This window comes from Streptomyces iakyrus, assembly GCF_000717055.1.
Lineage (GTDB): Bacteria > Actinomycetota > Actinomycetes > Streptomycetales > Streptomycetaceae > Streptomyces > Streptomyces iakyrus.
This window is the reverse complement of sequence record NZ_JNXI01000006.1, coordinates 210542-235878: the sequence shown is the minus strand read 5'-3', so window position 1 is coordinate 235878 and position 25337 is coordinate 210542. Positions and strand designations below refer to the sequence as shown.

Annotated in this window: 21 protein-coding genes and 1 pseudogene; 8 read left to right on the top strand and 14 right to left on the bottom strand. The window is 72.5% G+C overall.

Going from position 1 to position 25337, the window contains the following annotated elements; all coding sequences use genetic code 11:
- Positions 1–2 precede the first annotated feature (2 nt).
- The 4 genes from OO68_RS12920 to OO68_RS12905 all read right to left on the bottom strand — a co-directional run bounded on the left by OO68_RS12920 (position 3) and on the right by OO68_RS12905 (position 4020).
- Entirely contained in the window at positions 3–902 is a 900-nt protein-coding gene (locus OO68_RS12920; RefSeq protein WP_033308437.1) for an ABC transporter permease, read from the bottom strand.
- Positions 892–1860: an ABC transporter permease gene (locus tag OO68_RS12915; RefSeq protein ID WP_033308436.1), complete on the bottom strand. Its 969-nt coding sequence runs from the start codon at positions 1858–1860 to the stop codon at positions 892–894. The genes OO68_RS12920 and OO68_RS12915 overlap by 11 nt, the downstream gene beginning before the upstream one ends.
- A 20-nt stretch (positions 1861–1880) precedes the next feature.
- The gene (locus OO68_RS12910) at positions 1881–3470 is read right to left on the bottom strand and encodes an ABC transporter substrate-binding protein (RefSeq protein WP_033308435.1); all 1590 of its coding nucleotides are present in this window, start codon (positions 3468–3470) and stop codon (positions 1881–1883) included.
- Between the two features lie 100 nt (positions 3471–3570).
- Positions 3571–4020, bottom strand: a complete 450-nt coding sequence (locus OO68_RS12905) for a DUF6299 family protein (RefSeq protein ID WP_033308434.1) — start codon at positions 4018–4020, stop codon at positions 3571–3573.
- Between the two features lie 245 nt (positions 4021–4265).
- On the opposite strand from OO68_RS12905, the gene OO68_RS12900 reads away from it, so the two are divergent.
- Complete coding sequence (locus tag OO68_RS12900; protein ID WP_033308433.1) at positions 4266–4466, top strand: DUF5999 family protein; 201 nt, start codon at positions 4266–4268, stop codon at positions 4464–4466.
- Positions 4467–4500: 34 nt separating this feature from the next.
- On the opposite strand, the gene OO68_RS12895 is transcribed toward OO68_RS12900, so the two are convergent.
- Positions 4501–4899: a RidA family protein gene (locus OO68_RS12895; protein ID WP_033308432.1), complete on the bottom strand. Its 399-nt coding sequence runs from the start codon at positions 4897–4899 to the stop codon at positions 4501–4503.
- A complete protein-coding gene (locus tag OO68_RS12890; RefSeq protein ID WP_033308506.1) occupies positions 4896–6077 on the bottom strand; it encodes an acyl-CoA dehydrogenase family protein in 1182 nt (393 codons plus the stop codon). The genes OO68_RS12895 and OO68_RS12890 overlap by 4 nt, the downstream gene beginning before the upstream one ends.
- A 127-nt stretch (positions 6078–6204) precedes the next feature.
- Here OO68_RS12890 and OO68_RS12885 point away from each other — a divergent pair, with 127 nt between their 5' ends.
- The 6 genes from OO68_RS12885 (at position 6205) to OO68_RS12860 (ending at position 12462) form a co-directional block, all read left to right on the top strand.
- Positions 6205–7815 (top strand): AMP-binding protein, encoded by a 1611-nt coding sequence (locus OO68_RS12885; protein WP_033308431.1) that lies wholly within the window; start codon positions 6205–6207, stop codon positions 7813–7815.
- Positions 7816–7830: 15 nt separating this feature from the next.
- Positions 7831–8643 (top strand): PaaX family transcriptional regulator, encoded by an 813-nt coding sequence (locus OO68_RS12880; RefSeq protein WP_033308430.1) that lies wholly within the window; start codon positions 7831–7833, stop codon positions 8641–8643.
- Positions 8644–8796: 153 nt separating this feature from the next.
- On the top strand, positions 8797–9588 hold the full coding sequence (locus OO68_RS12875; protein ID WP_106974327.1) for a ribonuclease BN: 792 nt from the start codon (positions 8797–8799) through the stop codon (positions 9586–9588).
- A gap of 137 nt (positions 9589–9725) precedes the next feature.
- Positions 9726–10544: a molybdate ABC transporter substrate-binding protein gene (gene modA / locus OO68_RS12870; protein WP_033308429.1), complete on the top strand. Its 819-nt coding sequence runs from the start codon at positions 9726–9728 to the stop codon at positions 10542–10544.
- Entirely contained in the window at positions 10541–11392 is an 852-nt protein-coding gene (locus OO68_RS12865; protein ID WP_033308428.1) for an ABC transporter permease, read from the top strand. The genes modA and OO68_RS12865 overlap by 4 nt, the downstream gene beginning before the upstream one ends.
- Positions 11389–12462: an ABC transporter ATP-binding protein gene (locus OO68_RS12860; RefSeq protein WP_051814607.1), complete on the top strand. Its 1074-nt coding sequence runs from the start codon at positions 11389–11391 to the stop codon at positions 12460–12462. The genes OO68_RS12865 and OO68_RS12860 overlap by 4 nt, the downstream gene beginning before the upstream one ends.
- A 438-nt stretch (positions 12463–12900) precedes the next feature.
- Here OO68_RS12860 and OO68_RS12855 read toward each other — a convergent pair.
- The 3 genes and pseudogenes from OO68_RS12855 to OO68_RS12845 all read right to left on the bottom strand — a co-directional run.
- A pseudogene (locus OO68_RS12855) lies at positions 12901–13242 on the bottom strand (sigma factor); the annotation flags it as partial.
- Positions 13243–13252: 10 nt separating this feature from the next.
- Complete coding sequence (locus tag OO68_RS12850) at positions 13253–15628, bottom strand: bifunctional salicylyl-CoA 5-hydroxylase/oxidoreductase (RefSeq protein ID WP_033308426.1); 2376 nt, start codon at positions 15626–15628, stop codon at positions 13253–13255.
- Positions 15613–16440, bottom strand: a complete 828-nt coding sequence (locus tag OO68_RS12845) for an enoyl-CoA hydratase family protein (RefSeq protein WP_033308425.1) — start codon at positions 16438–16440, stop codon at positions 15613–15615. The genes OO68_RS12850 and OO68_RS12845 overlap by 16 nt, the downstream gene beginning before the upstream one ends.
- A 307-nt stretch (positions 16441–16747) precedes the next feature.
- Between OO68_RS12845 and OO68_RS12840 the strand changes: the two genes are divergently transcribed.
- Positions 16748–17215, top strand: a complete 468-nt coding sequence (locus OO68_RS12840) for an ATP-binding protein (RefSeq protein WP_033308424.1) — start codon at positions 16748–16750, stop codon at positions 17213–17215.
- On the opposite strand, the gene OO68_RS12835 is transcribed toward OO68_RS12840, so the two are convergent.
- The 5 genes from OO68_RS12835 to OO68_RS12815 all read right to left on the bottom strand — a co-directional run bounded on the left by OO68_RS12835 (position 17172) and on the right by OO68_RS12815 (position 25264).
- Positions 17172–18602: an amino acid permease gene (locus OO68_RS12835; protein ID WP_033308423.1), complete on the bottom strand. Its 1431-nt coding sequence runs from the start codon at positions 18600–18602 to the stop codon at positions 17172–17174. The genes OO68_RS12840 and OO68_RS12835 overlap by 44 nt on opposite strands.
- 102 nt (positions 18603–18704) lie before the next feature.
- The gene (gene argF, locus OO68_RS12830) at positions 18705–19712 is read right to left on the bottom strand and encodes an ornithine carbamoyltransferase (protein ID WP_033308422.1); all 1008 of its coding nucleotides are present in this window, start codon (positions 19710–19712) and stop codon (positions 18705–18707) included.
- Between the two features lie 60 nt (positions 19713–19772).
- Positions 19773–20996, bottom strand: coding sequence for an arginine deiminase (locus OO68_RS12825; RefSeq protein WP_033308421.1), 1224 nt, complete (start codon positions 20994–20996; stop codon positions 19773–19775).
- Between the two features lie 267 nt (positions 20997–21263).
- On the bottom strand, positions 21264–23804 hold the full coding sequence (locus OO68_RS12820; protein ID WP_033308420.1) for a polynucleotide kinase-phosphatase: 2541 nt from the start codon (positions 23802–23804) through the stop codon (positions 21264–21266).
- Positions 23801–25264, bottom strand: coding sequence for a 3' terminal RNA ribose 2'-O-methyltransferase Hen1 (locus OO68_RS12815; protein ID WP_033308419.1), 1464 nt, complete (start codon positions 25262–25264; stop codon positions 23801–23803). The genes OO68_RS12820 and OO68_RS12815 overlap by 4 nt, the downstream gene beginning before the upstream one ends.
- Positions 25265–25337: the final 73 nt, after the last annotated feature.

Here is a 25337-nt window from a genome sequence, read left to right as displayed (position 1 = left end):
GCTCACAGCATCAGCTCCGATCGGTGGCGGGGGTTGATCCGCTCGCGCCAGGCTCCGGCGAGTCCGGCGATGGCGAGGGTGGGGACGATGAGGAAGAGCCCCGGGAAGAGGGTCGGCCACCACTGACCGGCGAGGAGGGAGCCGCGGGCGGTCTGGATGAGGGTGCCGAGGCTCGCCGTGTGTGTGGGCAGCCCGAGCCCGAGGAAGGACAGCGCCGACTCGTGCCACATGGCGTGCGGCACCATCAGCACGGCGGCGAGCGCGGCCTGCGGGAGGACGGCGGGCAGCAGGTGACGTACGGTCACCCGCCACCGGGACGCCCCGCCGGAGACGGCGGCGTCGATGTAGGGCCTGGACCGCAGGGACAGCACCTCGGCACGGACGATCCGGGCCGTGGACAGCCAGTGGGTCAGTGCGACCGAGATGACCACGGGCCACACCCCGGGGCGGAACATGGCGACGATGAAGATGCCGAGCAGCAGATGCGGCACCGACGAGAACGTGTCGACCACCCGCATCAGGGCCCGGTCGGCCCAGCCGCCCAGCGCCCCGGCCGCGGCGCCCACCGCCGTGCCGACGACGGTCGCGGTCAGCGCCGCCGCCACGCCGACGAGCAGCGAGACGCGCAGTCCGTAGACGCAGCGCAGCAGCAGGTCGCGGCCGACGTCGTCGGTGCCGAACGGGTGGGCCCAGGAGGGCGGTCGCAGCTTGGCGGCGAGGTCGACGGCCTGCTGGTCGAGCTGGACCAGCGGCGGCACGAGCAGCACGGCGAGGACGGTCGCGGCCACCAGCACGGCGGAGGTGCGCACGCGCAGGGCGCGGGTGGAGCGGCGCCGGGGTCCGTGCGAGCGCCACTCGGTCCGCTCCGGGGCGGCGGCGGGCGCGGGTGCGTCACATGTCACTGAGCTTCACCCTCGGGTCGAACAGTCCGTAGAGCAGGTCGGCGAGCAGGTTCCCGGCGAGCACCGCCGCGGTGGCCAGGGTCGTCAGGGCGGCGAGCAGCGGGAAGTCGACGGCGGTGGCCGCCTCGACGGTGGCCGCGGCGATGCCCGGCCAGCTGAAGACGCTCTCCACCAGCAGCGCGCCGGTGATGAGTTCGGGCACGCGGGAGCCGATGAGCGTGAGCACCGGGAGGAGCCCGGAGCGCAGGGCGTGGCCGAGCAGGACGGTGCCTTCGCTCAGGCCGCGGGCGCGGGCGCCGCGTACGGGGTCCTCCGCCAGGGCGTCGCCGACGCCCTGGCGTACGTACAGGGTGAACCAGGGCAGCTGGGACAAGGCGAGGACACCGGCGGGGAGCAGGACATGGCTCGTGACCTGTCCCGGCGTGACCTGTTCGCTGCCGGTGTCGGTCAGGCCGCCCGCCGGGAGGACGTCCCACTGGAGGGCGAACAGCCAGATGGCGAGCAGTGCGATCCAGAAGACCGGTGCCGCCTCCAGGGTGTAGGCGAGGGAGGTGACGGTCCGGTCGACGAGCGAGCCGGGGCGGCGGGCGGCGAGCACGCCGAGGACCGTGCCCACCAGCACGGCGGCGGCGAAGGCGAGCGCGCAGAGCAGCGCGGACCACACGAGCCGTTCGCCGATGACCTGGGCGACCGGCTGCCGCATGACGCTGGAGTGGCCGAGGTCGCCGGTGAGGGCGGAGGTCAGCCAGTGCCACCAGCGGGCGGCGAAGGGCCGGTCCACGCCGAGGTTCTCGCGCAGCCGGTCCAGGGTCTGCTGGTCGGCGCCGAGCGCGGCGGTGCCGGCGTAGGCCTTGACGGGGTCGAAGGGGGAGGCGGCGGCGATGGCGAACACGCCGAAGGTGACGACGAGCAGGACGGGGACGGCGAACAGGGCCCGCCGTCCCGCCAGTCGTGCCATCGCTCCCCAGGGGAGGCGGGTCACTTCTTCGGCTGCCAGTCCTCGATGTTCCACCAGGGTCCGCTGGCGAAGCCGTGCTCGTGCGGCTCCAGCTGGGTGTTCAGCTTCTCCCAGCGGTCGGCCAGCACGTAGAGGTGGTCGATGTGGGTGAGGAAGGTGTAGCCGGGGTCCTGCACCAGGGCGCGCTGGAGCTTGTCGTAGGCGGAGGTGCGCTCGGCCGGGTCCTGGCTGCGGCGGCCGTTGTCGAGGGCGCGGTCCACGGCCGGGTTGTCGTAGCGGGCCATGTTGTTGAAGCCGTCGCCGGCGAGGGAGGAGTGCAGCAGGGTGTAGAGGCCGAAGTCGGGGTCGCCCGTGCTGCCGAAGCCCGCGAGGACGGCGGTGTCCTTCATGCGGGGCTCGATGACCTCCCAGGTGGCGCTCTCCACCTTCACCTCGATGCCGGCCTTCTTGGCGTCGGAGGCGTAGGCGAGGGCGTGGTCCTGGCGGACCTTGTCGCCGGAGGGGTAGAGCAGGGTGAAGGCCGCCCGCTGTCCGTCCCGGGTGCGGACGCCGCTCTCGCCGGGCTTCCAGCCGGCCTCGTCCAGGATCTTGCCGGCCTTGCCGAGGTCCTGGGTGCGCTCGATGTCCTCGGTGAAAGCGGGGTCGTCGACGGGCAGCGGTCCGTAGGCCGGGCGGCCGGCGCCGTCCAGGATCTTGTCGACCATGGCCTCGCGGTCCACGGCGGCGTCGAGGGCCCGGCGGATCGCGCGGTCGCCGGTGACCTTGTTCGCGGTGGGGAGGGTGACGGCCCGGAAGTCGTAGGACCGGGCCTCGTAGGTGCGCCTGCCGTCGTCGCCCTTGAACGTGGCGGCGAGGTTGGGCGGGAGGACCGCGCCGTCCAGGTCGCCGGAGCGCAGGCGGGTGGCGCGCACGTTGTCGTCGCCGATGACGGCCATGGTGAAGGTCTTCACCTTCGGCTCGCCGCCCCAGTAGCGGGGGTTGGCCTTGAAGGTGAGCTTCTCGCCCTTGCTCCACTTGGCGAGGACGTACGGCCCGGTGCCGACCGGCTTCGTGTTGAAGGAGCCGGTGTTGGGGTCCTGCTCCCCCGCGATGTGCTCGGGGACGATGGGCAGGACGGTGCGGGCGGCGAAGGGGGCGTAGGGGTACTTGAGCGTGAAGACGACCTTGTCGTCGCCGCGCGCCTCGACCTCCTTGACGGCGTCCAGCTCGCTCTTGAAGGTGTTGTTGGTCTTCGGGTCGAGGGCGGTCCGGTACGTGTAGACGACGTCGGCGGCCGTCAGCGGTTCGCCGTCGCTGAACTCGACCCCGTCGCGCAGGGTGTAGGTGTACGTGCGGCCGCCGTCGGTGACCTCGGGCAGGGCGGCCGCCAGAGCGGGCTTCAGCTTCAGGCCGGCGTCGCGGGCGAGGAGCCCGTCGAAGATCTTGGAGTTGCCGTCCTTGCCGTAGCCGAGCAGCGGGCTGAGGGTGTCCGGCTCGGAGGCCACCCCGAGGACGACGGATCCCCCGGACTTGCCGTCGCCCGAGCCGCCGCCACCGGGGGCCGAGCAGGCGGTGACCGTCGCGGCCAGCGCCGCCGTGACGGCGGCCCCTCGTATCCGACGGGTCGACATGTGACCTCACACCCTTTGTTGCCCTGATCCTGTTGTTGCAAAGACTTCGCAATTAAACAGGATCGGCGGGCGTCCCGGAATCGAACGCCCACCGAACGGTTCACCGCCGGGCTCGGGCCGTCTGCGTCAGCGTGACGTCCTGGTCCTGGACCGCATGGAAGACGGGCAGCGGAAGGCCGCCGAAGCTGCGCAGCTCCACCACGGTGGCCTGGACGTGGGCAGCCCCGGCCACCAGCGCGCTGGATCCGGTACGGCCCGAGTTCACCCAGCGGTGCTCGGCGCCGTCGCACACGGCCCGGGTGCCGCCGATGCCGTAACGGATCGTGGAGGCGCCCTGACTTACGGAGGAGCCGACGAAGACCGGGCCGCTGGAGCCGGCACAGCGGTAGGTGCCCGACAGGGTGACGGTGCCGTCGGCGGCGATCCGGCCCACGGCGTCGACCGTCACGGAGCCGGTGGGGGCGAGGGCCGACGCGGTGGCGGGCGCCGCGCCCGCGAGCAGGAGCAGCGCGGCACCGGCCGCCGTGCCGAGAAGGGGACGTACACGCATGAGGGAAGCCTCCCGAAAAGGGTTGGATTGCGGCTTCCACTCGTACCCGCCCCACGGGCCCGGCGCCCGTCATCCTCACCCTTCGGTGGCTCGACCGCGCCGGCCGTCGTGGAACCGTCCCGGGAATGTCCGGGGCGTGTCACGCTTCCGGCCGGGCCGTTCCGATGAGTCCCAGGCGGGAGGATGGTCTGTCTGTACGAGTCAGACGAACCCTTCGGATGGCCCTACCGACGTGGAGGTGCGCCATGTGTGCCCACCAGCCCCAGTGCCCCGCGACCGACTCCCCCTCCCCCGCCGCGCACGTCGTGGCGGCCCGCCCCGAGCAGGGCTGGAGCCTGCTGTGCGACGGAACGGTCGTCTTCGACGACACCGGTGAGCTGCTCCCCGACGGGCGCGTGGTGCAGCCCCGCCGGGTGACGGCGCAGGGCCTGGCCGTCGCGGCCTGACCCGAGGCCGCTGCACGGCGGCACGACGGTCCCGCTACGGCAGGACCGCGAAGCCGTCCAGTTCCACCATCGCCTCCGCGTCCCACAGCCGGACGACCTGGACGACCGCCATGGCGGGGTAGTCGCGACCGGCCGCCGCACGCCACAGTCGGCCGAGTTCAGGGGCGTGCGTACGGTACGCCTCGACATCCGTGGCGTAGACGGTGACGCGCGCCAGGTCGGACGGTGTGCCGCCGGCCGCGGTGAGGGCGGCCAGCAGGTTGGCGAGGGCCCTCTCGAACTGCTCGGGCACGGTGCGGCCGACCACCTTGCCGTCGGCGTCGAGGGCGGTCTGACCGGCCAGGAACACCACCCGCGACCCGGAGGCCACCACGGCATGGGAGAAGCCGGCCGGCGGGGACAGCTCGGGCGGGTTGACGCGCTCGGTACTCACCGGGCCTCCCGACGGGCGTACAACTCCTTGGCGATGATGCCGCGTTGCACCTCGCTGGCCCCCTCGTAGATGCGCGGGGCGCGCACCTCGCGGTAGAGGTGTTCGAGCAGATGGCCGCGTTGCAGGGCCCGGGCGCCGTGCAGCTGGACGGCCGCGTCGACGACGTACTGGGCGGTTTCGGTGGCGAGCAGTTTCGCCATGGCGGAGCGCCGGGGCACGTCCGGGTCGTCCGCGTCGTACGCCGACGCCGCCGCGTGGACCATCAGCCGGGCCGCCTCGGTGCGCAGGGCCATCTCGGCGACCTGGTGGGCGACGGCCTGCAGGTCCATCAGCTTGCCCCCGAAGGCGTCCCGCCCGGCGGTGTGGGCGAGGGTCGCGTCGAGGGCGGCCTGGGCCATGCCGACCGCGAAGGCGCCGACGCTGGGCCGGAAGAGGTTGAGCGTCCCCATGGCGACCCGGAAGCCGCGGCCGGCCTCGCCGAGCACGTCGTCGGCCGTCACGGGCACGGCGTCGAAGACGAGGGCGCCGATGGGGTGCGGCGAGAGCATGTCGAGCCCGCGGCCGGTCAGGCCCGGGCGGTCGGCGGGGACGAGGAAGGCGGTGACGCCGCGGGCCCCGGCACCCGGGGTGGTCCGGGCGAAGACGGTGTAGAAGTCGGCCTCGGGGGCGTTGGAGATCCAGCACTTCTCGCCGGTGAGACGCCAACGGGCGGGGCCGTCGGGGGCGGCGGCGAGTGCCGGGGCGGCCGATGGCCCCTCGCGCCGCGGGGACTCCGGCTCCGCCCGCAACTCCAGCGCCGCCGCGTCCGATCCCGCGCCCGGCTCGCTCAGCGCGAAGGCGGCGATCGCGGTGCCGTCGGCCACCCGGGGGAGCCAGCGGGCGCGTTGCTCCCGCGTGCCGTGCGCGTGGACGGGGTGGGCGCCGAGGCCCTGGAGGGCCAGGGCCGTCTCGGCCTCCGTGCAGGCGTAGGCGAGGGATTCGCGCATCAGGCACAGGTCGAGCGCGCCCGAGGTGAACAGGCGTCCGAGCAGCCCGAGACTGCCGAGCTCGGCGACCAGCGCCCGGTTCACATGCCCCGGTTCGCCCTTGTCGGCCAGCGGGCGGAGCCGCTGTGCGGCCAGGGTGCGCAGCTCGGCACACCAGGCGAGTTGTGCCGGTTCGAGCGAGAATGCGGTCATCGCCGGTCCCTTCTCCGCCACCCCGCCTTCCGGCCGGGCCCCTCCGAGGTTATCGCGGACCGTTGACTGTCGTCACCAACACGATACGCTCCAGGGGCGAGCCCACCACGCCAAGGGGGCGAACCGTATGACTCCACGGGGCACGGCCCACGTCGACACCTTCGCCCGGGACCATCTGCCACCCCGGGACCAATGGCCCGCGCTCCGCTTCGATCTGCCGGAGCTGCACTACCCCGAACGGCTCAACTGCGCCGCCGAACTGCTGCACGGCCCGCCCGACGACCGCCCGGCGTTCCTGACACCCACCGGCGAACCGTGGACGTACGGCGATCTGCGCGCCCGCGTGGACCGCGTCGCGCACCTGCTCACCGGTGAACTCGGCATCGTGCCCGGCAACCGCGTGCTGCTGCGCGGACCCACCACGCCCTGGCTCGCGGCCTGCTGGCTGGCGGTGCTGAAGGCGGGGGCCGTGGCGGTCACGGTGCTCGCCCAGCAGCGGCCGCACGAGCTGAGCACGATGTGCGAGATCGCGCGGGTGCGGCACGCGCTGTGCGACATCCGGGCCGTCGACGACCTCGCCAAGGCCGAGGTCCCCGGCCTGCGCATCACGACCTACGGCGGTGACGCCCCCGACGACCTCCTCAACCGCCCGGCGCCCACCACCCCGTACGAGGCCGTCCGGACGGCGGCCGACGACGTGGCGCTGATCGCGTTCACCTCCGGCACCACCGGCCGCCCCAAGGGCTGCATGCATCTGCACCGGGACATCCTGGCGATCGCGGACACCTTCTCCCGGCACGTCCTGAAGCCCGACGCGGACGACGTGTTCACCGGCAGCCCTCCCCTGGGCTTCACCTTCGGTCTCGGCGGGCTGGTGGTCTTCCCGCTGCGGGCCGGCGCGCGTGCGCTGCTGCTCGAACAGGCGGGACCCCGGCAGTTGCTGCCCGCCATCGCCCGGCACCGGGTCTCCGTGCTGTTCACCGCCCCTACGGCGTACCGCGCGATGCTCGACGAACTCGACGGGCACGACGTCTCCTCCCTGCGCCGCTGCGTCTCGGCCGGCGAGAACCTGCCCGCGGCCACCTGGCAGGCCTGGCACGAGCGCACCGGCCTGCGCGTCATCAACGGCATCGGCGCCACCGAGCTGCTGCACATCTTCATCTCCGCGGCCGACGACCGGATCCGGCCCGGAACCACGGGCGTTCCCGTGCCCGGCTGGCAGGCGCGCGTGCAGGACGCGGACGGCCGGCCCGTGCCCGACGGGCAGCCGGGGCTGCTCGCCGTACGCGGGCCGGTCGGCTGCCGCTACCTCGCCGACTCGCGGCAGCGGGACTACGTGCGCGGCGGCTGGAACGTCACCGGCGACACCTACGTCCGCGACCCCGACGGCTACTTCCGCTACGTCGCACGGGCCGACGACATGATCATCTCGGCCGGGTACAACATCGCCGGCCCCGAGGTGGAGGACGCGCTGCTGCGGCACCCGGACGTGGTGGAGGCGGCGGTCGTGGGACGCCCCGACGAGGCCCGCGGGCAGGTCGTGCTGGCCTTCGCCGTCCTCAAGGAGGGCGCGGAGCGGGACGCCGACGCGCTGCGCGCCTTCGTGAAGAGCGAGCTGGCGCCGTACAAGTGCCCCCGCGAGATCGTCTTCCTGGACGCGCTGCCGCGCACGGCGACCGGCAAGCTCCAGCGGTTCAGACTGCGCGCCGAAGGGGTACCGGGAGGCGGCCAGGAGTGATCCGTACGACCTAAGATGATCAACGTGTCCGACCAGCATGCACCACGGTCTCTCATCGTCACGCTCTACGGCGCGTACGGCCGCTTCGTCCCGGGCCCCGTGCCGGTAGCCGAACTGATCCGGCTGCTGGCCGCGGCCGGCGTGGACGCCCCGTCCGTCCGCTCCTCGGTGTCGCGGCTCAAGAGACGCGGACTGCTCGTGCCGGCCCGCACCGCCCAGGGTGCGGCCGGCTACGAACTGTCCCCGGACGCCCGCCAGTTGCTCGACGACGGCGACCGCCGTATCTACGCCCTGGCCCCGCCGGAGGACGAGGGCTGGGTGCTCGCGGTGTTCTCCGTGCCGGAGTCGGAGCGGCAGAAGCGGCACGTGCTGCGCTCCCGTCTGGCCGGGCTCGGTTTCGGCACGGCCGCCCCGGGCGTGTGGATCGCGCCCGCACGGCTCTACGAGGAGACCCGGCACACGCTCCAGCGGCTGCGGCTCGACGCGTACGTCGACTTCTTCCGCGGCGAGCACCTCGGCTTCGCGCCCACCGCGGAGGCCGTCGCCCGGTGGTGGGACCTGGCGGCCATCGCCAAGGAGCACGAGGCGTTCCTCGACCGCCACGCGCGCGTGCTGCGCGACTGGGAGAAACGCGAGGACACCCCGGCCGAGGAGGCCTACCGGGACTACCTCCTCGCCCTGGACTCCTGGCGCCACCTCCCCTACACCGACCCGGGCCTGCCGTCCGGGCTGCTCCCCGCGGACTGGCCGGGGGTGCGCTCGGCGGCGGTGTTCCGGGGGCTGCACGAGCGGCTGCGGGACGCGGGGGCGGCGTTCGTGGGGCTCTGACCCACGCGGGCACCGCCCGGTTTGCCGCGTTTGCTCCGCCACGGAACGGTCAACGATGTCCGCGAGCGAACGGAGCACGGAGCGGGAGGCGGACCCAGGCATGACCGTCACCAGACCACCGGGCACGGCGGGCGCCCGCGCGGACCGGCTTCCGTGAGGCGGCTGGGCCGCACGGTGCACGGCGGGTGGAGGCGGGCCGGTGCCCACACCCTGGTGCGGCAGGGCCGGGACCTGGAGTTGATGCACCGGGCCACGGGGTTCGCCACCCTCGCGCTGGTCACGCTGGCACCGCTGCTGATCGTGGTGGCCGCCGCCGACCCGCTGGGGAGGGGCGGTTTCGCGTCGTGGCTGGCCGACGGCATGGGGCTGTCCGGGAGGTCCGCGCGGGTACTCACGGACATCATCAGCCCGCCGCGCAAGGTCATCGGCACCACGAGCGTGCTCGGCGGGGTGGCGCTGGCCGTCTTCGGTGTCGCGTTCGGCGGGAGTGTGCAGAACGGCTACGAGCGGATCTGGGGCCTGCCCTCGGGGCCGTGGCACCGCGTCTGGCGGCAGGCGGTGTGGTTGATCGCGATGACGGCGTACCTGTACCAGGAGGTGCAGACGCGGGACCTCCTCTCGGGGCCGCAGCGGATCGCGCTGAGCTCGGCGTCCGGGGTGCTGTTCTTCTGGTGGGGGCAGCGCTTCCTGCTGGGCGGGCAGGTCCGCTGGCGCGATCTGCTCCCGGGCGCGCTGGCCACCATGCTGGGGCTGGGCGGCCTGCGCCTGTTCTCCTACTTCGTCTTCACCCCCCTCATCGTCACCAACGCGATCAGCTACGGAGCGATGGGCGTCGTCCTCGTCGTGGAGTCCTGGCTCATCGGCGTGGGCTACGTCGTCTACGGCGGGGCACTGCTCGGCCACTGGGCCCTGGAGCACCACGGGCACCGGAACCGCAGCGGGTAGATCCCGCCGGCCCTCCCGTACGAACGCACATGCCAGCCTCTACGGAGTTCAGTGCCGCTCATGCGAATCGACAGGGGGTCTCCCCCTCGCATCTGCGGCATTATCATCGGCGCATACCCAGCAGAGGGAGCAGACCCGTGACGACCCGTACCGTGCGCCGCATCCGCCGCCCGCTCCAGGGAGCAGCGGTGGCAGCCGCCGCCCTGCTGGCCCTGAGCGCCTGCTCGTCGTCCGGCTCGGACTCCTCCGCGAAGCCGGACTCCTCCGGGTCGGGCAAGCTGTCCGGGGAGGTGACCGTGTTCGCCGCGGCCTCGCTGAAGGAGAGCTTCACGACCCTGGGCGAGCGGTTCGAGAAGAAGCACCCGGGCACGAAGGTCACCTTCAGCTTCGGCGGCAGCGACTCCCTCGCCGCGAGCATCACCGGCGGCGCCCCGGCGGACGTCTTCGCCTCGGCCAGCCCCAAGACCATGAAGATCGTCACGGACGCGGGGGACGCCTCGGGCGCCCCCGTGACCTTCGTCCGCAACGAGCTGGAGATCGCCACCCTGCCGGGCAACCCGCATAAGGTCTCCTCCCTCGAGGACCTCGCCGCACCGGATCTGAAGGTGGTGCTCTGCGACAAGGAGGTGCCGTGCGGCGCCGCCACGCAGAAGGCCCTCGACGCGGGCGGGCTGAAGCTCACCCCTGTCTCCTACGAGCAGGACGTCAAGGCCGCGCTCACCAAGGTCGAGCTGAAGGAGGCCGACGCAGCCGTCGTCTACAAGACGGACGTGCGCGCGGCGGGCGACAAGGTGGAGGGCGTGAGGTTCCCCGAGTCCGCCGACGCCGTCAACGACTACCCGATCGCGCTGCTCAAGGACGCGCCCAACACCGAGGCAGCCAAGGCGTTCATCGCGCTGGTGCGGTCCGCGGAGGGCCAGAAGGTGCTGAGCGGGGCCGGGTTCCTCAAGCCGTGACACTCCCTGCCGATCAGCCTCGCGCCGCGGCCGACACCCTCCGGGGCGGTCCGCGGCGCCGGAGCGCCCGGACGGGCGTCCCGCTGCCCCTGCTGATCCCCGCGCTGACCGGCCTGGCCTTCCTGATCGTGCCGCTGATCGCCCTGCTGGTGCGGACCCCCTGGCACAGCCTGCCCGAGCAGCTGACCAGCGCGGACGTCTGGCAGGCCCTCAGGCTGTCCCTGGTCAGCGCCACGGCGGCCACCGCGGTGTGCCTGGTCTTCGGCGTGCCGCTGGCCTGGTTGCTGGCCCGCGTCGACTTCCCCGGCCGCGGCCTCGTACGCGCCCTCGTCACCCTGCCCCTCGTCCTGCCTCCGGTCGTGGGCGGGGTGGCGCTGCTGATGGCACTCGGCCGCAACGGCATCGTCGGGCAGTGGCTGGACGCGTGGTTCGGGATCACGCTGCCCTTCACCACCGCCGGGGTCGTGATCGCGGAGGCGTTCGTGGCGATGCCGTTCCTCGTGATCAGTGTCGAGGGCACCCTGCGGGCCGCCGACCCCCGCTACGAGGAGGCGGCTGCCACCCTGGGCGCGTCCCGCTTCACCGCGTTCCGCCGGGTCACGCTGCCGCTGATCGCGCCGGGCATCGCGGCGGGGGCGGTCCTCGCCTGGGCGCGGGCGCTCGGCGAGTTCGGGGCGACGATCACCTTCGCCGGCAATTTCCCCGGCCGCACCCAGACCATGCCGCTGGCCGTCTACCTGGCCCTGCAGAGCGACCCGGAGGCCGCGATCGCCCTCAGCCTGGTGCTGCTGGCGGTGTCGATCGCGGTGCTGGCGGGATTGCGCGACCGATGGATGCGTGCCGGATGACCGAGACCCACCCCGCCACCGGCCCCTCCACGGACGGGCTCGACGCCCGTCTCGTCGTGGACCGCGGGGATTTCCGCCTCGACGTGGCGCTGACCGTCGCGCCCGGCGAGGTCGTCGCCCTGCTCGGGCCGAACGGCGCCGGCAAGACCACCGCGCTGCGCGCCCTCGCCGGACTGGCCCCGCTGTCCGGCGGTCATCTGCGGCTGGACGGCACCGGGCTAGACCGTACGCCGCCGGAGGCCCGTCCCGTCGGAGTCGTCTTCCAGGACTACCTGCTCTTCCCCCACCTCACGGCCCTCGACAACGTCGCCTTCGGGCCCCGCTGCCAGGGCGCGACCAAGGCCGAGGCCCGGGCGCAGGCCGCTCAGTGGCTCGACCGCCTCGGCCTCGCGGCGCACAGCGGTGTCAAACCACGCCGGCTCTCCGGCGGCCAGGCCCAGCGCGTCGCCCTCGCCCGCGCCCTGGCGACCCGCCCCCGGCTGCTGCTGCTCGACGAGCCGCTGGCGGCGCTGGACGCCCGTACCCGTCTGGAGGTGCGTGCCCGGCTCCGGCGGCACCTGGCCGCGTTCGAGGCGGTCGCCGTGCTCGTCACCCACGATCCGCTCGACGCGATGGTGCTGGCCGACCGGCTGGTGGTCGTGGAGCACGGCCGGGTCGTCCAGGAGGGCACCCCGGCCGACATCGCCCGCCACCCGCGTACGGACTACATCGCGCGGCTGGTCGGCCTGAACCTCTACCGGGGAGAGGCGGACGGCCACACCGTCCGGCCGGCCGACGGCCCGCCCCTGACCACGACGGAGGTCCTGTCCGGCCCGGTCTTCGTGGCGTTCCCGCCGAGCGCGGTCACCCTCCACCGCGACCGGCCCTCCGGCTCCAGCGCCCGCAACCTGTGGCGCTGCGAGGTGGCCGGTCTGGAGACCCACGGCGACCAGATCCGGGCCGACCTCACCGGTGAGCTCCCCCTCACCGCCGACCTCACGACGGTCGCCGCGGCGGAGCTCGGCCTGCACCCGGGCGCGGAGGTCTGGGCGACGGTCAAGGCGGCCCAGACCCACGCCTACCCGGTCTGAGGCGGCCGGCGCCCCCACGGGTCAGGCCGCCGTCCTGACCGGCGAGCCCTCCGGGACGACGGCGGCCTCCTGCACGACGTGGCGGCGCCGGACCGGCAGGAGAGTCGGGTGGGCGACGCCTTCTGCTTGCGAGACAGGTCCTTCTGGGCCTTCTTCAGCTTCTTCTCCGCCTTCGCCAGCGCGATCCGCTGACCGGCATCCGGATACACGCGGAAGGCGTACCGGAGCTGCATGACGATCACACTAGGCAGGTCGAACGAGTACCGTCACCGGGAACATTCGAGCGACCTCTCACCGTCACCGCACACAGTCCGGCTCCACCGGAACGACACCGCGACGCTCCGCGTCGCAGGCATGAGATTCGCTTCACCCCGGGGTGGAACCTGGAGCACTGCGGATGAATACCGGGCGCACCGGCACAGTCGGGACCCTGCCGCCGGTCAGGCGGGCCACGATGGCGTCGGCGGCCTGCTCGGCGGTGTCGGCGGGCCCGAGCATCCGGTCCCCGGCGAGCAGCGGCTCGGGCAGCCGCTGGCCAACGTATGTCTCGCGGCGCGCACGGGCCGAGGTGAGCTGGTTGAGGCACAGGTTGGTGAGGACCTTCGTCAGCCACGCCTCGGGGACCTCGATGCGGTCGGGGTCGGCGCCCTGCCAGCGCAGGAACGTCTCCTGCACGGCGTCCTCGGCCTCGCTCGCCGAACCGAGCAGCCGGTAGGCGACGGCCTCCAGGCGCGGTCGGAAGGCCTCGAACCGGTCCACGGCGTCCATGGTCATGGCCATGCCTCGGATCCTAACCTCCGCGGGCGTCACCGCTTCCGAGACTCAGCCGCGGTTTCGGCGCGTCGGTGCGGCCCGTCTGGGGGCGGCGGCTGCCCGCACGGTACGGGGCCGGCCAGGTCGCGCCCGGCCCTGTGTAGCCCTGCTCGGCCGCCGCGTGCAGGGTCCAGTGGGGGTCGTAGAGGTGCGGGCGGGCGAGGGCGCAGAGGTCGGTGCGGCCCGCGAGGATCAGGGAGTTGACGTCGTCCCAGGAGGAGATCGCGCCGACGGCGATCACGGGGATGCCGGTGGTGTGGCGGATGCGGTCCGCGAAGGGCGTCTGGTACGACCGTCCGAACTCCGGTTGCTCGTCCGCCACGACCTGGCCGGTCGACACGTCGATCGCGTCGGCGCCATGCGCGGCGAAGGCCCGGGCGATCTCGACGGCGTCCTCGGCGCTCGTGCCGCCCTCGGCCCAGTCGGTCGCGGAGATGCGGACGGTCATCGGCCGCTCCCCCGGCCACACGTTCCGTACGGCGTCGAAGACCTCCAGCGGGAAGCGGAGCCGCTTCTCCAGGGAACCGCCGTAGGCGTCGGTGCGCCGGTTGGTCAGCGGAGAGAGGAACCCGGACAGCAGGTAGCCGTGCGCGCAGTGCAGTTCGAGCAGGTCGAAGCCGGCCCGGGCGGCGCGCACCGCGGCTGCCGCGAACTGCTCCCGGATGTCGGTGAGCTGGGCCCGGGACAGCTCGCGGGGTGTCTGGCTGAACTCCTTGTAGGGCAGCGCCGAGGGGGCCACAAGCGGCCAGTTGCCCTCCTCCAGCGGCTCGTCCATGCCCTCCCACATCAGTTTCGTGGAGCCCTTGCGGCCGCTGTGGCCGAGCTGTACGCCGATCGCGGTGCCGGGGGCCCGGTCGTGCACGAAGTTCGTGATCCGCTTCCAGGCCTCGGCCTGCCGGCCGGTGTAGAGGCCGGCGCAGCCCGGCGTGATCCGGCCCTCCTCGCTGACGCACACCATCTCCGTCATCACCAGCCCGGCCCCGCCCAGCGCCCGCGCGCCCAGGTGGACGAGGTGGAAGTCGCCGGGGACGCCGTCGACGGCCGAGTACATGTCCATGGGAGAGACGACGACCCGGTTGCGCAGGGTCAGGCCGCGCAGCCGGAACGGGGTGAACATCGGGGGCGTGCCGGGCGGGCAGCCGAACTCGCGCTCCACCGTCTCCGTGAAGCGGGCGTCGCGCAGCCGCAGGTTGTCGTGGGTGACGCGGCGGCTGCGGGTGAGCAGGTTGAAGGCGAACTGGCGGGGCGGCTGGTCCAGGTAGAGGGCGATGTTCTCGAACCACTCCAGGCTGGCCCGGGCGGCACGCTGGGTGGAGGCGACGACGGGGCGCCGCTCCGCCTCGTAGGCGGCCAGGGCCTCGGGCAGGGTGTCCCGCTCCTCCAGACAGGCGGCCAGGGCGAGCGCGTCCTCGACGGCGAGCTTGGTGCCGGAGCCGATGGAGAAGTGGGCCGTGTGGGCGGCGTCCCCGAGGAGGACGACGTTGCCGTGCGACCAGCGGTCGTTGACGACCGTGCGGAACGTCGTCCACGCGGAGTTGTTCGACTTCAGGGGGCGGTCGCGGAGCGCCTCCGCGAAGATCTTGGCGCAGCGCTCGACCGACTCCGCCTCGTCGAGTTCGTCGAAACCGGCCGCGCGCCAGACCTCCTCGCGCATCTCGATGATCACCGTCGAGGCGTCGGGGGCGTAGGGGTAGCCGTGGAGCTGCATCACGCCGTGTTCGGTCTCGGCGATCTCGAAGCGGAAGGAGTCGAAGGGGAAGTCGGCGGCGAGCCAGATGTAGCGGCAGCGGTGGTTCGTCACGCGGGGGCGGAAGACGTCCGCGTGCCTCTCGCGGGTGGTGCTGTGGACGCCGTCCGCTGCGATGACCAGGTCGTGGGTGCGGGGCAGGTCTTCCGGGGCCTCGGTGCGGAAACGGAGGTCGACACCGAGGTCGCGGCAGCGGGTGTGGAGGATCTCCAGGAGGCGCCGGCGGCCGAGGGCGGCGAACCCGTGGCCCGAGGAGGTGTGGCGGATGTCGCGGTGGACGATGTCGATGTCGTCCCAGCGGGTGAAGTGCCGCTGGAGTGCCTCGTAGACGTCCGGGTCGGCGTGCTCTATGCCGCCGAGGGTTTCGTCGGAGAGGACCACGCCGAAGCCGAAGGTGTCGTCGGGGGCGTTGCGTTCCCAGACGGTGATCTGCCGTTCCGGGTCCAGGCGTTTGAGGAGGGCGGCGGCGTAGAGGCCGCCGGGGCCGCCGCCGGTGATCGCGACGCGCAGGGGGCGGCTGGTGTCGTGGTGCGGCTGCGGGCGCGTGGTGGCTTGTCGCGCAGTTCCCCGCGCCCCTTCAGGCACGTCCACTATCGTCCGCTCCATTTCGGGGGGCGCTTCTCCGTGAAAGCCGCGTGGAATTCCGCGTAGTCCTCGCCCGTCATCAGGAGCGCCTGCGTCGAGGCGTCGAGTTCGATCGAGGCCGCCAGGGGCATGTCCAGCTCGGACGTCAGAAGGGCCTTGGTCTGGGCGTACGCCAGGGCCGGGCCCTCCGCCAGGCGCCGCGCCAGTTGCCGTGCGGTCTCGTCCGTCCGGCCCTCCTCCGTCAGCTCGCTGATCAGGCCGATGCGCTCCGCCTCGACGGCGCGGACCGGGTCGCCCAGCATCAGCAGGCGCGTCGCGTGGCCCAGTCCGACGACCCGGGGCAGCAGGTAGGCCGCGCCCATGTCGCCGCCGGAGAGGCCGACGCGGGTGAAGAGGAAGGCGAAGCGGGCGGTGGGGTCGGCGACGCGGAAGTCCGCGGCCAGGGCGAGCACCGCTCCGGCGCCCGCCGCCACGCCGTGCAGCGACGCGATGACGGGGAACGGGCACTCCCGGATCGCCCGGACCACCTGGCCGGTCATCCGGTTGAAGTCCAGGAGCTGGGCGGTGTCCATGCCGAGGGTGGCGCCGATGATCTCGTCGACGTCGCCGCCGGAGCAGAAGCCGCGGCCCTCGCCGGCCAGCACCAGGGCCCGTACGGACCGCTCCCGGGACAGCTCCGCGAGCAGGTCGCGCAGGTCGGCGTAGGCGCCGAAGGTGAGCGCGTTGAGCTTCTCGGGGCGGGCGAGGGTGACGGTCGCGACGCCGTCGGCGACCTCGACGCGCAGATGCTCCCAGCCGGGGGTGCGGGCGGCGGAGCCGGTGAAGGGACTCATGACGTGCGGCCTCCTCGGGCGGGCACTGCCTCACTGAGCTCTACCCTCCGAAGCTATCACTCATCCGTGACTGTCGTCATGAGTGCGCGATAGACCGTCCGGGTAGGACTCCGGTGTGGGCCCGGCGTGCCCCGGGCCGGTCACATCCGTCACAGATCGTCCACACCGGCGTAACGGCGGGAGCAGCTGTGCGCGGCGCCGCGTTCACCTGGGTAAGCCGTCGGCAAGGAGGCAAGGGCGCCTCCGGCGGTGCCCCTCGGACGTCCCCGGAGAGCGGCGCCGTACCATTCATCAGGTTGAAAGCAGGATGTCCTGCTCCATGAACGGACCCGCCGTGTACGAACTCCCCTCAGCTCCCGCCTCCTGGCGCATCGCGCTGCCGCACACCGCAGCGGCGGTGCCCGTGGCCCGTGCCCTGGTCCGTACGGCGCTGGCCGAGCTGGAGCGCGGGGCGGACTGCGACACCGCGGAGCTGCTCACGGCGGAGCTGGTGGCCAACGCGGTGGAGCACACCACGGGCGAGTCGCCGATAGAGCTGGTCGTGGAGCTGTTGCCGTCGGGCTGCCAGGTCGAGGTCCACGACGCCGACCCGGCCCCGCCGGGCGACCTCACCTGTCCGGCCGGCGGACCGCCCGACCCCTGGCAGGAGCACGGGCGCGGGCTGCTGCTGATCCGCGCCCTGAGCTCCTCCTGCGGGCACCGGCCGACCGAGTCCGGCAAGGCGGTCTGGTTCAGACTGCCTCTCGTACCGGCTCAGCGGCGTCCGTCGGCGTGACCGCGGCGAGCCGGGAGTTCCGGCGCCCGTAGAGCAGGTACAGGGCGGTGCCGACCGCGAGGAACCCGGCGAACTGAATCCAGGTCGTCGCACCCGTCTCGTACATCAGGTACAGGCAGAAGCCGACGCCGAGCAGCGGGGTGACGGGGTACAGCGGCACCCGGAAGGTGCGGGCCAGGCCCGGCTCACGGCGGCGCAGGGCGATGACCGCGATGTTGACCACGGCCATGGTGGCGAGGGTGCCGATGGTGCACAGGTTGACCACCGCGTCCAGCGGGGCGAAGGCGGCGGGGATCGCGAAGACGACCGCCACGATCAGCGTGCCGGCGACAGGCGTGGAGGTCTTCGGCGAGACCTTCTCGAAGACGCGCGGGATCAGCCCGTCGCGGGACATGGACATCAGGATCCGGGTCTGGCCGTACATCACGGCGAGGACGACCGAGGCGATGGCGACGACCGCTCCGAAGGCGATCACCCCGCCGCCGACGGTGGAGCCGGTGACCTGGTTGACGACGTAGGAGAGGGCCGCCGGACGGCCGCCGACCGCGTCGCCGCCGATGGCGCCGATCGCGGCGAGCGCGACGGCGCAGTAGAGCAGCGTGACCAGCCCGATGCAGACGAGGATCGCGACGGGGATGTCCCGGCGGGGGTTCTTCGCCTCCTCACCGGCGGTGGTGATCGCGTCGAAGCCGATGTACGAGAAGAAGGCGGCGGTCGTGCCCGCCCCGATGCCGGCCAGGCCCGTGGGCGAGAACGGCGTGAGGTTGCCGTCCTCGAACGCGGTGAAGCCGATCGCGACGAAGGCCACCAGGACGGCGAGCTTCAGCACGGCCATCGCCGCCGTGGCCCGGGCACTCTCGCGCACCCCGCGGACCAGCAGGACCGCGGCCATGGCGATGACGATCACAGCCGGGAGGTTCACCACGCCGCCCTCGCCCGGACCGGCCGACAGGGCGGTGGGCAGGTGCAGTCCGACGAGGCTGTCGAGGAGTTCGTTGACGTACTGGCTCCAGCCGACCGCCACCGCGGAGACCGAGACGCCGTACTCCAGCAGCAGGCACCAGCCGACGAGGAAGGCCGTGCCCTCGCCGAGACCGGCGTAGGCGAAGGAGTACGAGGAGCCGGAGACCGGGATCGCGCCGCCGAGCTCGGCGAAGGCGAACGCGGTGAAGACGCAGGTGATCGCGGCGAGCAGGAAGGAGACGACGACGCCCGGACCGGCCTGGGCGACCGAGTCGGAAAGGCCGACGAAGATGCCGGTGCCGACGATGGCACCGACGCCGAAGCAGACGAGCTGGAAGAGGCCCATCGTGCGCCGGAGGCCGTGGCCTTCGCGGTCGGCGCCGGATTCGGCCACCAGGAGATGGGACGACTTGAAGCGGGGCATGCGGGTGGTGCTCGTTTCTGGTGGTGCGGGATGCGACGGGTTCGTCGCGCGGCGGCCGCGGAGAAGGGGTGGCTCCGGGCCGCCGGTCAGCATAAGGCCTGTTCAGGCGAGGGTTGCCACCAAGACCGCCTTGATGGTGTGCATCCGGTTCTCCGCCTCGTCGAAGACGACCGAGTGGGCCGACTCGAAGACCTCGTCGGAGACCTCCAGGTACTCCAGGTCGTGGGCCGCGTGGATCTCCTGGCCGACCTTGGTGCCGAGGTCGTGGAACGCGGGCAGGCAGTGCAGGAACTTCACCTCCGGGTTGCCGGTGGCGTGCAGGACGTCCATGGTCACGGCATACGGGGCGAGGGCGGCGATGCGCTCGGCCCAGACCTCCTTCGGCTCACCCATGGAGACCCAGACGTCCGTGGCCACGAAGTCGGCGCCGCGCACGCCGTCGTCCACCGTCTCGGTGAGCGTGATGCGGGCGCCGCTGCCGGCGGCGAGGGAACGGGCCCGGTCGACGACCTCCTCGGCCGGCCAGTACTCCTTCGGCGCGACGAGACGGACGTCCATGCCGAGCAGGGCGCCGGTGACCAGGTAGGAGTTGCCCATGTTGAAGCGGGCGTCGCCCAGATAGGCGAAGGAGACCTCGGTCAGCGGCTTGGCGCAGTGCTCGGTCATGGTCAGCACGTCGGCGAGCATCTGGGTGGGGTGCCAGTCGTCGGTGAGCCCGTTGTAGACGGGGACACCGGCGTGCGCCGCCAGTTCCTCCACCTTCTGCTGGCTGTCGCCCCGGTACTCGATCGCGTCGTACATCCGGCCCAGCACCCGCGCGGTGTCCTTGACCGACTCCTTGTGCCCGATCTGCGAGCCGGAGGGGTCGAGGTACGTGGTCGAGGCGCCCTGGTCGGCGGCCGCGACCTCGAACGCGCAGCGGGTGCGGGTGGAGGTCTTCTCGAAGATCAGCGCGATGTTCCGGCCCCGCAGGTACTGGGTCTCGGCCCCGGCCTTCTTGGCGGCCTTCAGCTCGGCGGCCAGCTCGACCAGACCGCGGAACTCCTTCTCGGTCAGGTCCAGCTCCTTGAGGAGGTGGCGGCCGGCGAGGGCGGTCGGGACAGTCGCCATGAGGACGCTCCAGGGATACGGGGACACAGATGCTGGAATACTATACGAACTCCAGCATGTCTATACAGGGTCGCGTTCGACCGGGCAGCTCATGCACCGCGGCCCGCCCCTCCCCCGCCCCAGCTCGCTGCCCGGGATCTCTATCACCTCGATGCCCTGCTTGCGCAGATGGGTGTTGGTCGTGGAGTTCCGCTCGTAGGCGACCACGACCCCGGGTTCGACGGCGAGGACGTTGCACCCGTCGTCCCACTGCTCGCGCTCGGCCGCGTGCACGTCCTGGGTGGCGGTCAGCACGCGGATCTCGTTCAGGCCGAGCGCGGCGGCGATCGCGCGGTGCATGTGCTCCGGCGGATGGTCGGTGACCTTCAGTTCCTTCTCTCCGACGCCCGGCTCGATGGTGTACGAGCGGAGCATGCCGAGGCCCGCGTACTGGGTGAAGGTGTCACCGTCGACCATGGTCATCACGGTGTCGAGGTGCATGAAGGCACGCCGCTTGGGCATGTCGAGGGCCACGATCGTCTCGGCGGACCCGGCGGCGAACAGCTTGTGCGCGAGCATCTCCACGGCCTGCGGAGTGGTGCGCTCGCTCATGCCGATGAGCACCGCCCCGTTGCCGATGACCAGCACGTCCCCGCCCTCGATGGTGGAGGGGTAGTCCGTCTGTCCCTTCGACCACTCGTGGAACGTCTCGTCGCGGAACAGCGGGTGGTGCCGGTAGATCGCCTCGAAGTGCACGGTCTCGCGCTGCCGGGCGGGCCAGCGCATGGCGTTGATGGACACGCCGTCGTAGATCCAGGCGGAGGTGTCGCGGGTGAAGAGGTGGTTGGGCAGCGGGCCCAGCAGGAAGTCGTCCAGCTCCATGACGTGGAAGCGCACGGAGGTCGGCTCCGGGTGCACGTCGAGGAACTCGCGTTTCGTCATGCCGCCGACCAGGACCTCGGCCAGCTCCCGCGCGGTCATGTTCTCGAAGGCGGCTCTGAGCGGGTCGGTGGCCAGCGGACCGTACTCCTTCTCGTCGAAGACCCGCTCCAGGACGAGGGATCTGGCCGCCGGGACCTCAAGTGTCTCGGCCAGCAGGTCGCCGAAGAGGTGGACGGCGACGCCCCGGTCCCGCAGCACGTCGGCGAACCCGTCGTGCTCGGCGCGGGCCCTGCGCACCCACAGCACGTCGTCGAAGAGCAGCGAGGTCTTGTTGCTGGGGGTGAGCCTTTTGAGCTCGAGATCGGGCCGGTGCAGGATGACGCGGCGCAGCCGCCCGGCCTCGGAGTGGACGTGGTATGCCATGCCTCCATCCTGACCATCGAAGGGCGTATTGACGCGCTCCTCGACCGTTTCCGTGACCGCCAGTTCTCGTCGCGGCGACGACAAGCGGGGCGGCGTCACCGGCGGCGAGGTGCCCGCCCGGGGTGCGCGGCACGGTGGGACGCGTGGCGGAGCCATGGGTGCGCGTGTCCGGCCGGGACGTGCGGGACGAACGGGACCTGAAGGACGACGTCCGGCCAGGAGTGTCCCAGGCGGGACAAGCCTGGCCGGAATCGTGTGGCCACCGGCTCACAGCCTCGGGTCGACCGGCTCCGACTCCAGCGCCAGCACCCCGAACACCGCCTCGTGCACCCGCCACAGCGGCTCGCCCTCGGCCAGCCGGTCCAGGGCCTCCAGGCCCAGGGCGTACTCGCGGATCGCCAGGGAGCGCTTGTGGTTGAGGAACCGCGAGCGCAGGCGGGCGAGGTTCTCCGGGCGCGTGTACTCCGGACCGTAGATGATCCGCAGGTACTCGCGGCCGCGGCACTTGATGCCGGGCTGCACCAGGCGGCCCTGGCCGTCGCGGACCACCGCGCCGACCGGCTTGACCACCATGCCCTCGCCGCCCCGGCCGGTCATCTCCAGCCACCAGTCGACGCCCGCCCGCACCGACTCCGGGTCGGCCGTGTCGACGTAGAGCCGCCGGGTGGTCTGCAGAAGACCGCTGCCGTCGTGCTCGACGAGCCGGTCGAGCAGGGCGAGCTGCTCGTCGTGCGGCAGCCCGGTGAGGCTGCGTCCCTGGACCGCGAGGATCTGGAACGGCGCAAGGCGCACGCCGTCCAGGCCGTCGGTGGTCCAGCAGTAGCGGCGGTAGGCCTCGGTGAAGGCGGCCGCGTCAGTGGCGCGTTCACCGGTGCGGGTCAGCAGGCCCGCCACGTCCACGCCGCGCGCCGCCGCGCCCTGGAGGGCGCTCAGGGCCTGCGGGAGCACCGCGCCGGAGGCGGCGCCCACTGCGGCGTACTGCGAGCGCAGGAGCCCGGACGCCTTCAGCGACCAGGGCATCAGCTCGGCGTCCAGCAGCAGCCAGTCCGTCTCCAGCTCGTCCCAGAGGCCGGCCTCGCCGGCCGCCGTGCGCACCCGGTCGAGGATCTCCTCGGTGAGCGCGTCGTCGTCGAGGAAGGGGCGTCCGGTACGGGTGTAGAGGGATCCGGTGGGCCCGTCCACGCCGAACCGCTTGCGTGCGGCCTCCGCGTCGCGGCACACCAGGACTACCGCCCGCGAGCCCATGTGCTTCTCCTCGCACACGACCCGGGCGACACCGTCGTCCTTGTACTGGGCGAAGGCCTCCTCGGGGTGCTCCAGGTAGCCCTCGACGTGACTCGTGGCCGTCGGGGCCATGGTCGGCGGGAGGTACGGCAGCAGCCGCGGATCCACCGCAAAGCGGCTCATGACCTCCAGGGCCGCCGCCGCGTTCTCCTCGCGGATCGCGACGCGGCCCTGGTGCCGGGTCTCCACGACCCTGCGGCCCCGCACGTCCGCCAGGTCCAGCGGGCGGCCGTCCTGCCCGCCGGGTGCCTCGGAGCGCAGCGGCTTCGTCGGCTCGTACCAGACCTGCTCCGCCGGGACCTCGGCCAGCTCGCGCTCCGGCCAGCGCAGGGCGGTGAGCTTGCCGCCGAAGACCGCGCCGGTGTCCAGGCAGATGGTGTTGTTGAGCCAGGTGGCCTCCGGCACCGGGGTGTGGCCGTAGACGACGGCGGCCCGGCCCCGGTAGTCCTCGGCCCACGGGTAGCGCACGGGCAGGCCGAACTCGTCGGTCTCCCCGGTGGTGTCGCCGTACAGGGCGTGGCTGCGGACGCGCCCGGAGGTGCGGCCGTGGTACTTCTCGGGCAGACCGGCGTGGCAGACGACCAGCCGGCCGCCGTCGAGGACGTAGTGGCTGACGAGGCCGTCGAGGAACTCCCGTACCTCGGCGAGGAACTCATCGCTCTCGCCGGCCATCTGCTCGATGGTCTCGGCGAGGCCGTGGGTGTGCTGGACCTTGCGGCCGCGCAGGTAGCGGCCGTACTTGTTCTCGTGGTTGCCGGGCACGCACAGGGCGTTGCCGGACTTCACCATCGCCATCACGCGGCGCAGCACCCCGGGGCTGTCCGGGCCGCGGTCGACCAGGTCGCCGACGAAGACGGCCGTACGGCCCTCCGGGTGGACGCCGTCGACGTAGCCCAGCTTGGCGAGCAGCGCCTCCAGTTCGGCGGCGCAGCCGTGGATGTCGCCGATGATGTCGAACGGGCCCGTGAGGTGGGTGAGGTCGTTGAAGCGCTTCTCGGTGACGACCGTGGCGTGCTCGACCTCCTCCACGCCCCGCAGGATGTGCACCTTGCGGAAGCCCTCGCGCTCCAGGTGCCGCAGCGAGCGGCGCAGTTCGCGGGTGTGGCGGTGGATGACCCGGCGGGGCATGTCGGCGCGGTCGGTGCGGGCCGCGTTGCGTTCGGCGCACACCTCCTCGGGCACGTCGAGCACGATCGCGATGGGCAGTACGTCGTACCGCTTGGCCAGGTCGATGAGCTGGCGGCGGGCGTCGGACTGCACGCTGGTCGCGTCCACGACGGTGCGGCGGCCGGCGGCCAGGCGCTTGCCCGCGATGTAGTGCAGGACGTCGAAGGCGTCCTTGGTGGCGCTCTGGTCGTTCTCGTCGTCCGAGACGAGGCCGCGGCAGAAGTCGGACGAGATGACCTCGGTGGGCTTGAAGTGCCTGCGGGCGAAGGTGGACTTGCCGGAGCCGGTGGCCCCGACCAGCACCACCAGGGACAGGTCGGTGACGGGCAGCACGCGCCCCTGCTGTGTGTCGGTCATGCCGCCTTCGCCTCCTTCGGGCTGGTCATCGTGAACACGGCCATCTGGGTGGGCGGCCCCACCTCGGGGTCGTCGGGGCCGACGGCGACGAACCCCACGCCGTAGCCGTGCCGTCCGGCCACCGCCTCCGCCCAGGCCCGGAACTCCGCGCGGGTCCACTCGAAGCGGTGGTCGCCGTGCCGGACGTGGCCGGCCGGGAGGGACTCCCAGCGCACGTTGTACTCGACGTTGGGGGTGGTCACGAGGACCGTCCTCGGCCGGGCCGAGCCGAACACCGCGTACTCCAGGGCAGGCAGCCGGGGCAGGTCGAGGTGCTCGATGACCTCGCTGAGCACGGCGGCGTCGTAGCCCTTGAGCCGGACGTCGGTGTAGGCGAGGGAGCCCTGGAAGAGCTGGACGCGGGAGGCCTGCCTCTCGCCCATGCGGTCCAGCTTGAGCCGCCGGGAGGCGATGGTGAGGGCGCGCATCGACACGTCGACACCGACGATCTCGGTGAACGCCGGGTCCTTGAGCAGGGTCTGCACCAACTGGCCCTGCCCGCAGCCGAGATCGAGGACGCGGGCGGCGCCGGACTGCCGGAGCGCCGTGACGATCGCCTCGCGGCGCTGCACGGCCAGCGGGGTCGGCTTCTCCTCGGTCTCGGTCTCCGCCTCGACCGCGTTGTCGATTTCCTCGACCTCGCTGTCGTCGGTCTCGGCGAGGCGCACCAGTTCCAGGCGCTCGGTGGCCTGCCGGGTCAGCGACCAGCGGCGCGACAGGTAGCGGCTGGTGATCAGCCGCTGCTCCGGGTGCGCGGGCAGCCAGCCCTCGCCGACGCGCAGCAGCTTGTCGACCTCGTCGGGAGCGACCCAGTAGTGCTTGGCGTCGTCCAGGACGGGGAGCAGGACGTAGAGGTGCCGCAGGGCCTCGGCGAGGGTGAGCGCGTCCGATTCCAGGACCAGGCTCACGTACCGCGAGTCGCCCCAGTCGGGGAACTCCGTGTCCAGCGGCACGGGTGCGGCGGTGACGGTCCAGCCGAGCGGCTCGAAGAGCTTGCGTACGAGGTCGGGGCCGCCCCGGGCGGGCAGCGCGGGCACCTCGACGCGCAGTGGCCTGGCCTGGCCGGGCAGCTCCGGCCGGGCGTTGCAGACGCCCTTCATCGCGCTGGAGAAGACGCTGCTCAGCGCCACGGCGAGCAGGGAGGAGGCCGCGTAGGGGCGGTCGTTGACGTACTGCGCTAGTGCCGCGTCGGGGGCGCCTCCGCGGCCCTTGCCCTTGCCGCGCCTGACCAGTGCCACCGCTTCGACCTCCAGCAGCAGCGCCGCCGTGCAGCGCCCGGTTTCCGCCTCGGGGTAGAGGACGTGGGCCGTGCCGTAGGAGGTGGAGAACGCCTGCGCCTTGTCGGGATGCTTGTGCAGCAGGTAGCCGAGGTCGGTGGCGGGGCGCTCAGGCGTGCCGGTGGTAGTGATCGTCAGGAACATGCGGAGGGCCTCTCCGGCTGGGTGGATGTCTTGGTGCCGTACGTGCGAGAGCCCCCAGGACGGTGATCCTGGG

Coding starts and splice junctions, on each gene's coding strand:
- OO68_RS12915 (WP_033308436.1), bottom strand. CDS start 1,860: ATGGCACGACTGGCGGGACGGCGGGCCCTGTTCGCCGTCCCCGTCCTG.
- OO68_RS12910 (WP_033308435.1), bottom strand. CDS start 3,470: ATGTCGACCCGTCGGATACGAGGGGCCGCCGTCACGGCGGCGCTGGCC.
- OO68_RS12905 (WP_033308434.1), bottom strand. CDS start 4,020: ATGCGTGTACGTCCCCTTCTCGGCACGGCGGCCGGTGCCGCGCTGCTC.
- OO68_RS12900 (WP_033308433.1), top strand. CDS start 4,266: ATGTGTGCCCACCAGCCCCAGTGCCCCGCGACCGACTCCCCCTCCCCC.
- OO68_RS12890 (WP_033308506.1), bottom strand. CDS start 6,077: ATGACCGCATTCTCGCTCGAACCGGCACAACTCGCCTGGTGTGCCGAG.
- OO68_RS12885 (WP_033308431.1), top strand. CDS start 6,205: ATGACTCCACGGGGCACGGCCCACGTCGACACCTTCGCCCGGGACCAT.
- OO68_RS12880 (WP_033308430.1), top strand. CDS start 7,831: ATGATCAACGTGTCCGACCAGCATGCACCACGGTCTCTCATCGTCACG.
- OO68_RS12860 (WP_051814607.1), top strand. CDS start 11,389: ATGACCGAGACCCACCCCGCCACCGGCCCCTCCACGGACGGGCTCGAC.
- OO68_RS12850 (WP_033308426.1), bottom strand. CDS start 15,628: ATGGAGCGGACGATAGTGGACGTGCCTGAAGGGGCGCGGGGAACTGCG.
- OO68_RS12845 (WP_033308425.1), bottom strand. CDS start 16,440: ATGAGTCCCTTCACCGGCTCCGCCGCCCGCACCCCCGGCTGGGAGCAT.
- OO68_RS12840 (WP_033308424.1), top strand. CDS start 16,748: ATGTCCTGCTCCATGAACGGACCCGCCGTGTACGAACTCCCCTCAGCT.
- OO68_RS12835 (WP_033308423.1), bottom strand. CDS start 18,602: ATGCCCCGCTTCAAGTCGTCCCATCTCCTGGTGGCCGAATCCGGCGCC.
- argF (WP_033308422.1), bottom strand. CDS start 19,712: ATGGCGACTGTCCCGACCGCCCTCGCCGGCCGCCACCTCCTCAAGGAG.
- OO68_RS12825 (WP_033308421.1), bottom strand. CDS start 20,996: ATGGCATACCACGTCCACTCCGAGGCCGGGCGGCTGCGCCGCGTCATC.
- OO68_RS12820 (WP_033308420.1), bottom strand. CDS start 23,804: ATGACCGACACACAGCAGGGGCGCGTGCTGCCCGTCACCGACCTGTCC.
- OO68_RS12815 (WP_033308419.1), bottom strand. CDS start 25,264: ATGTTCCTGACGATCACTACCACCGGCACGCCTGAGCGCCCCGCCACC.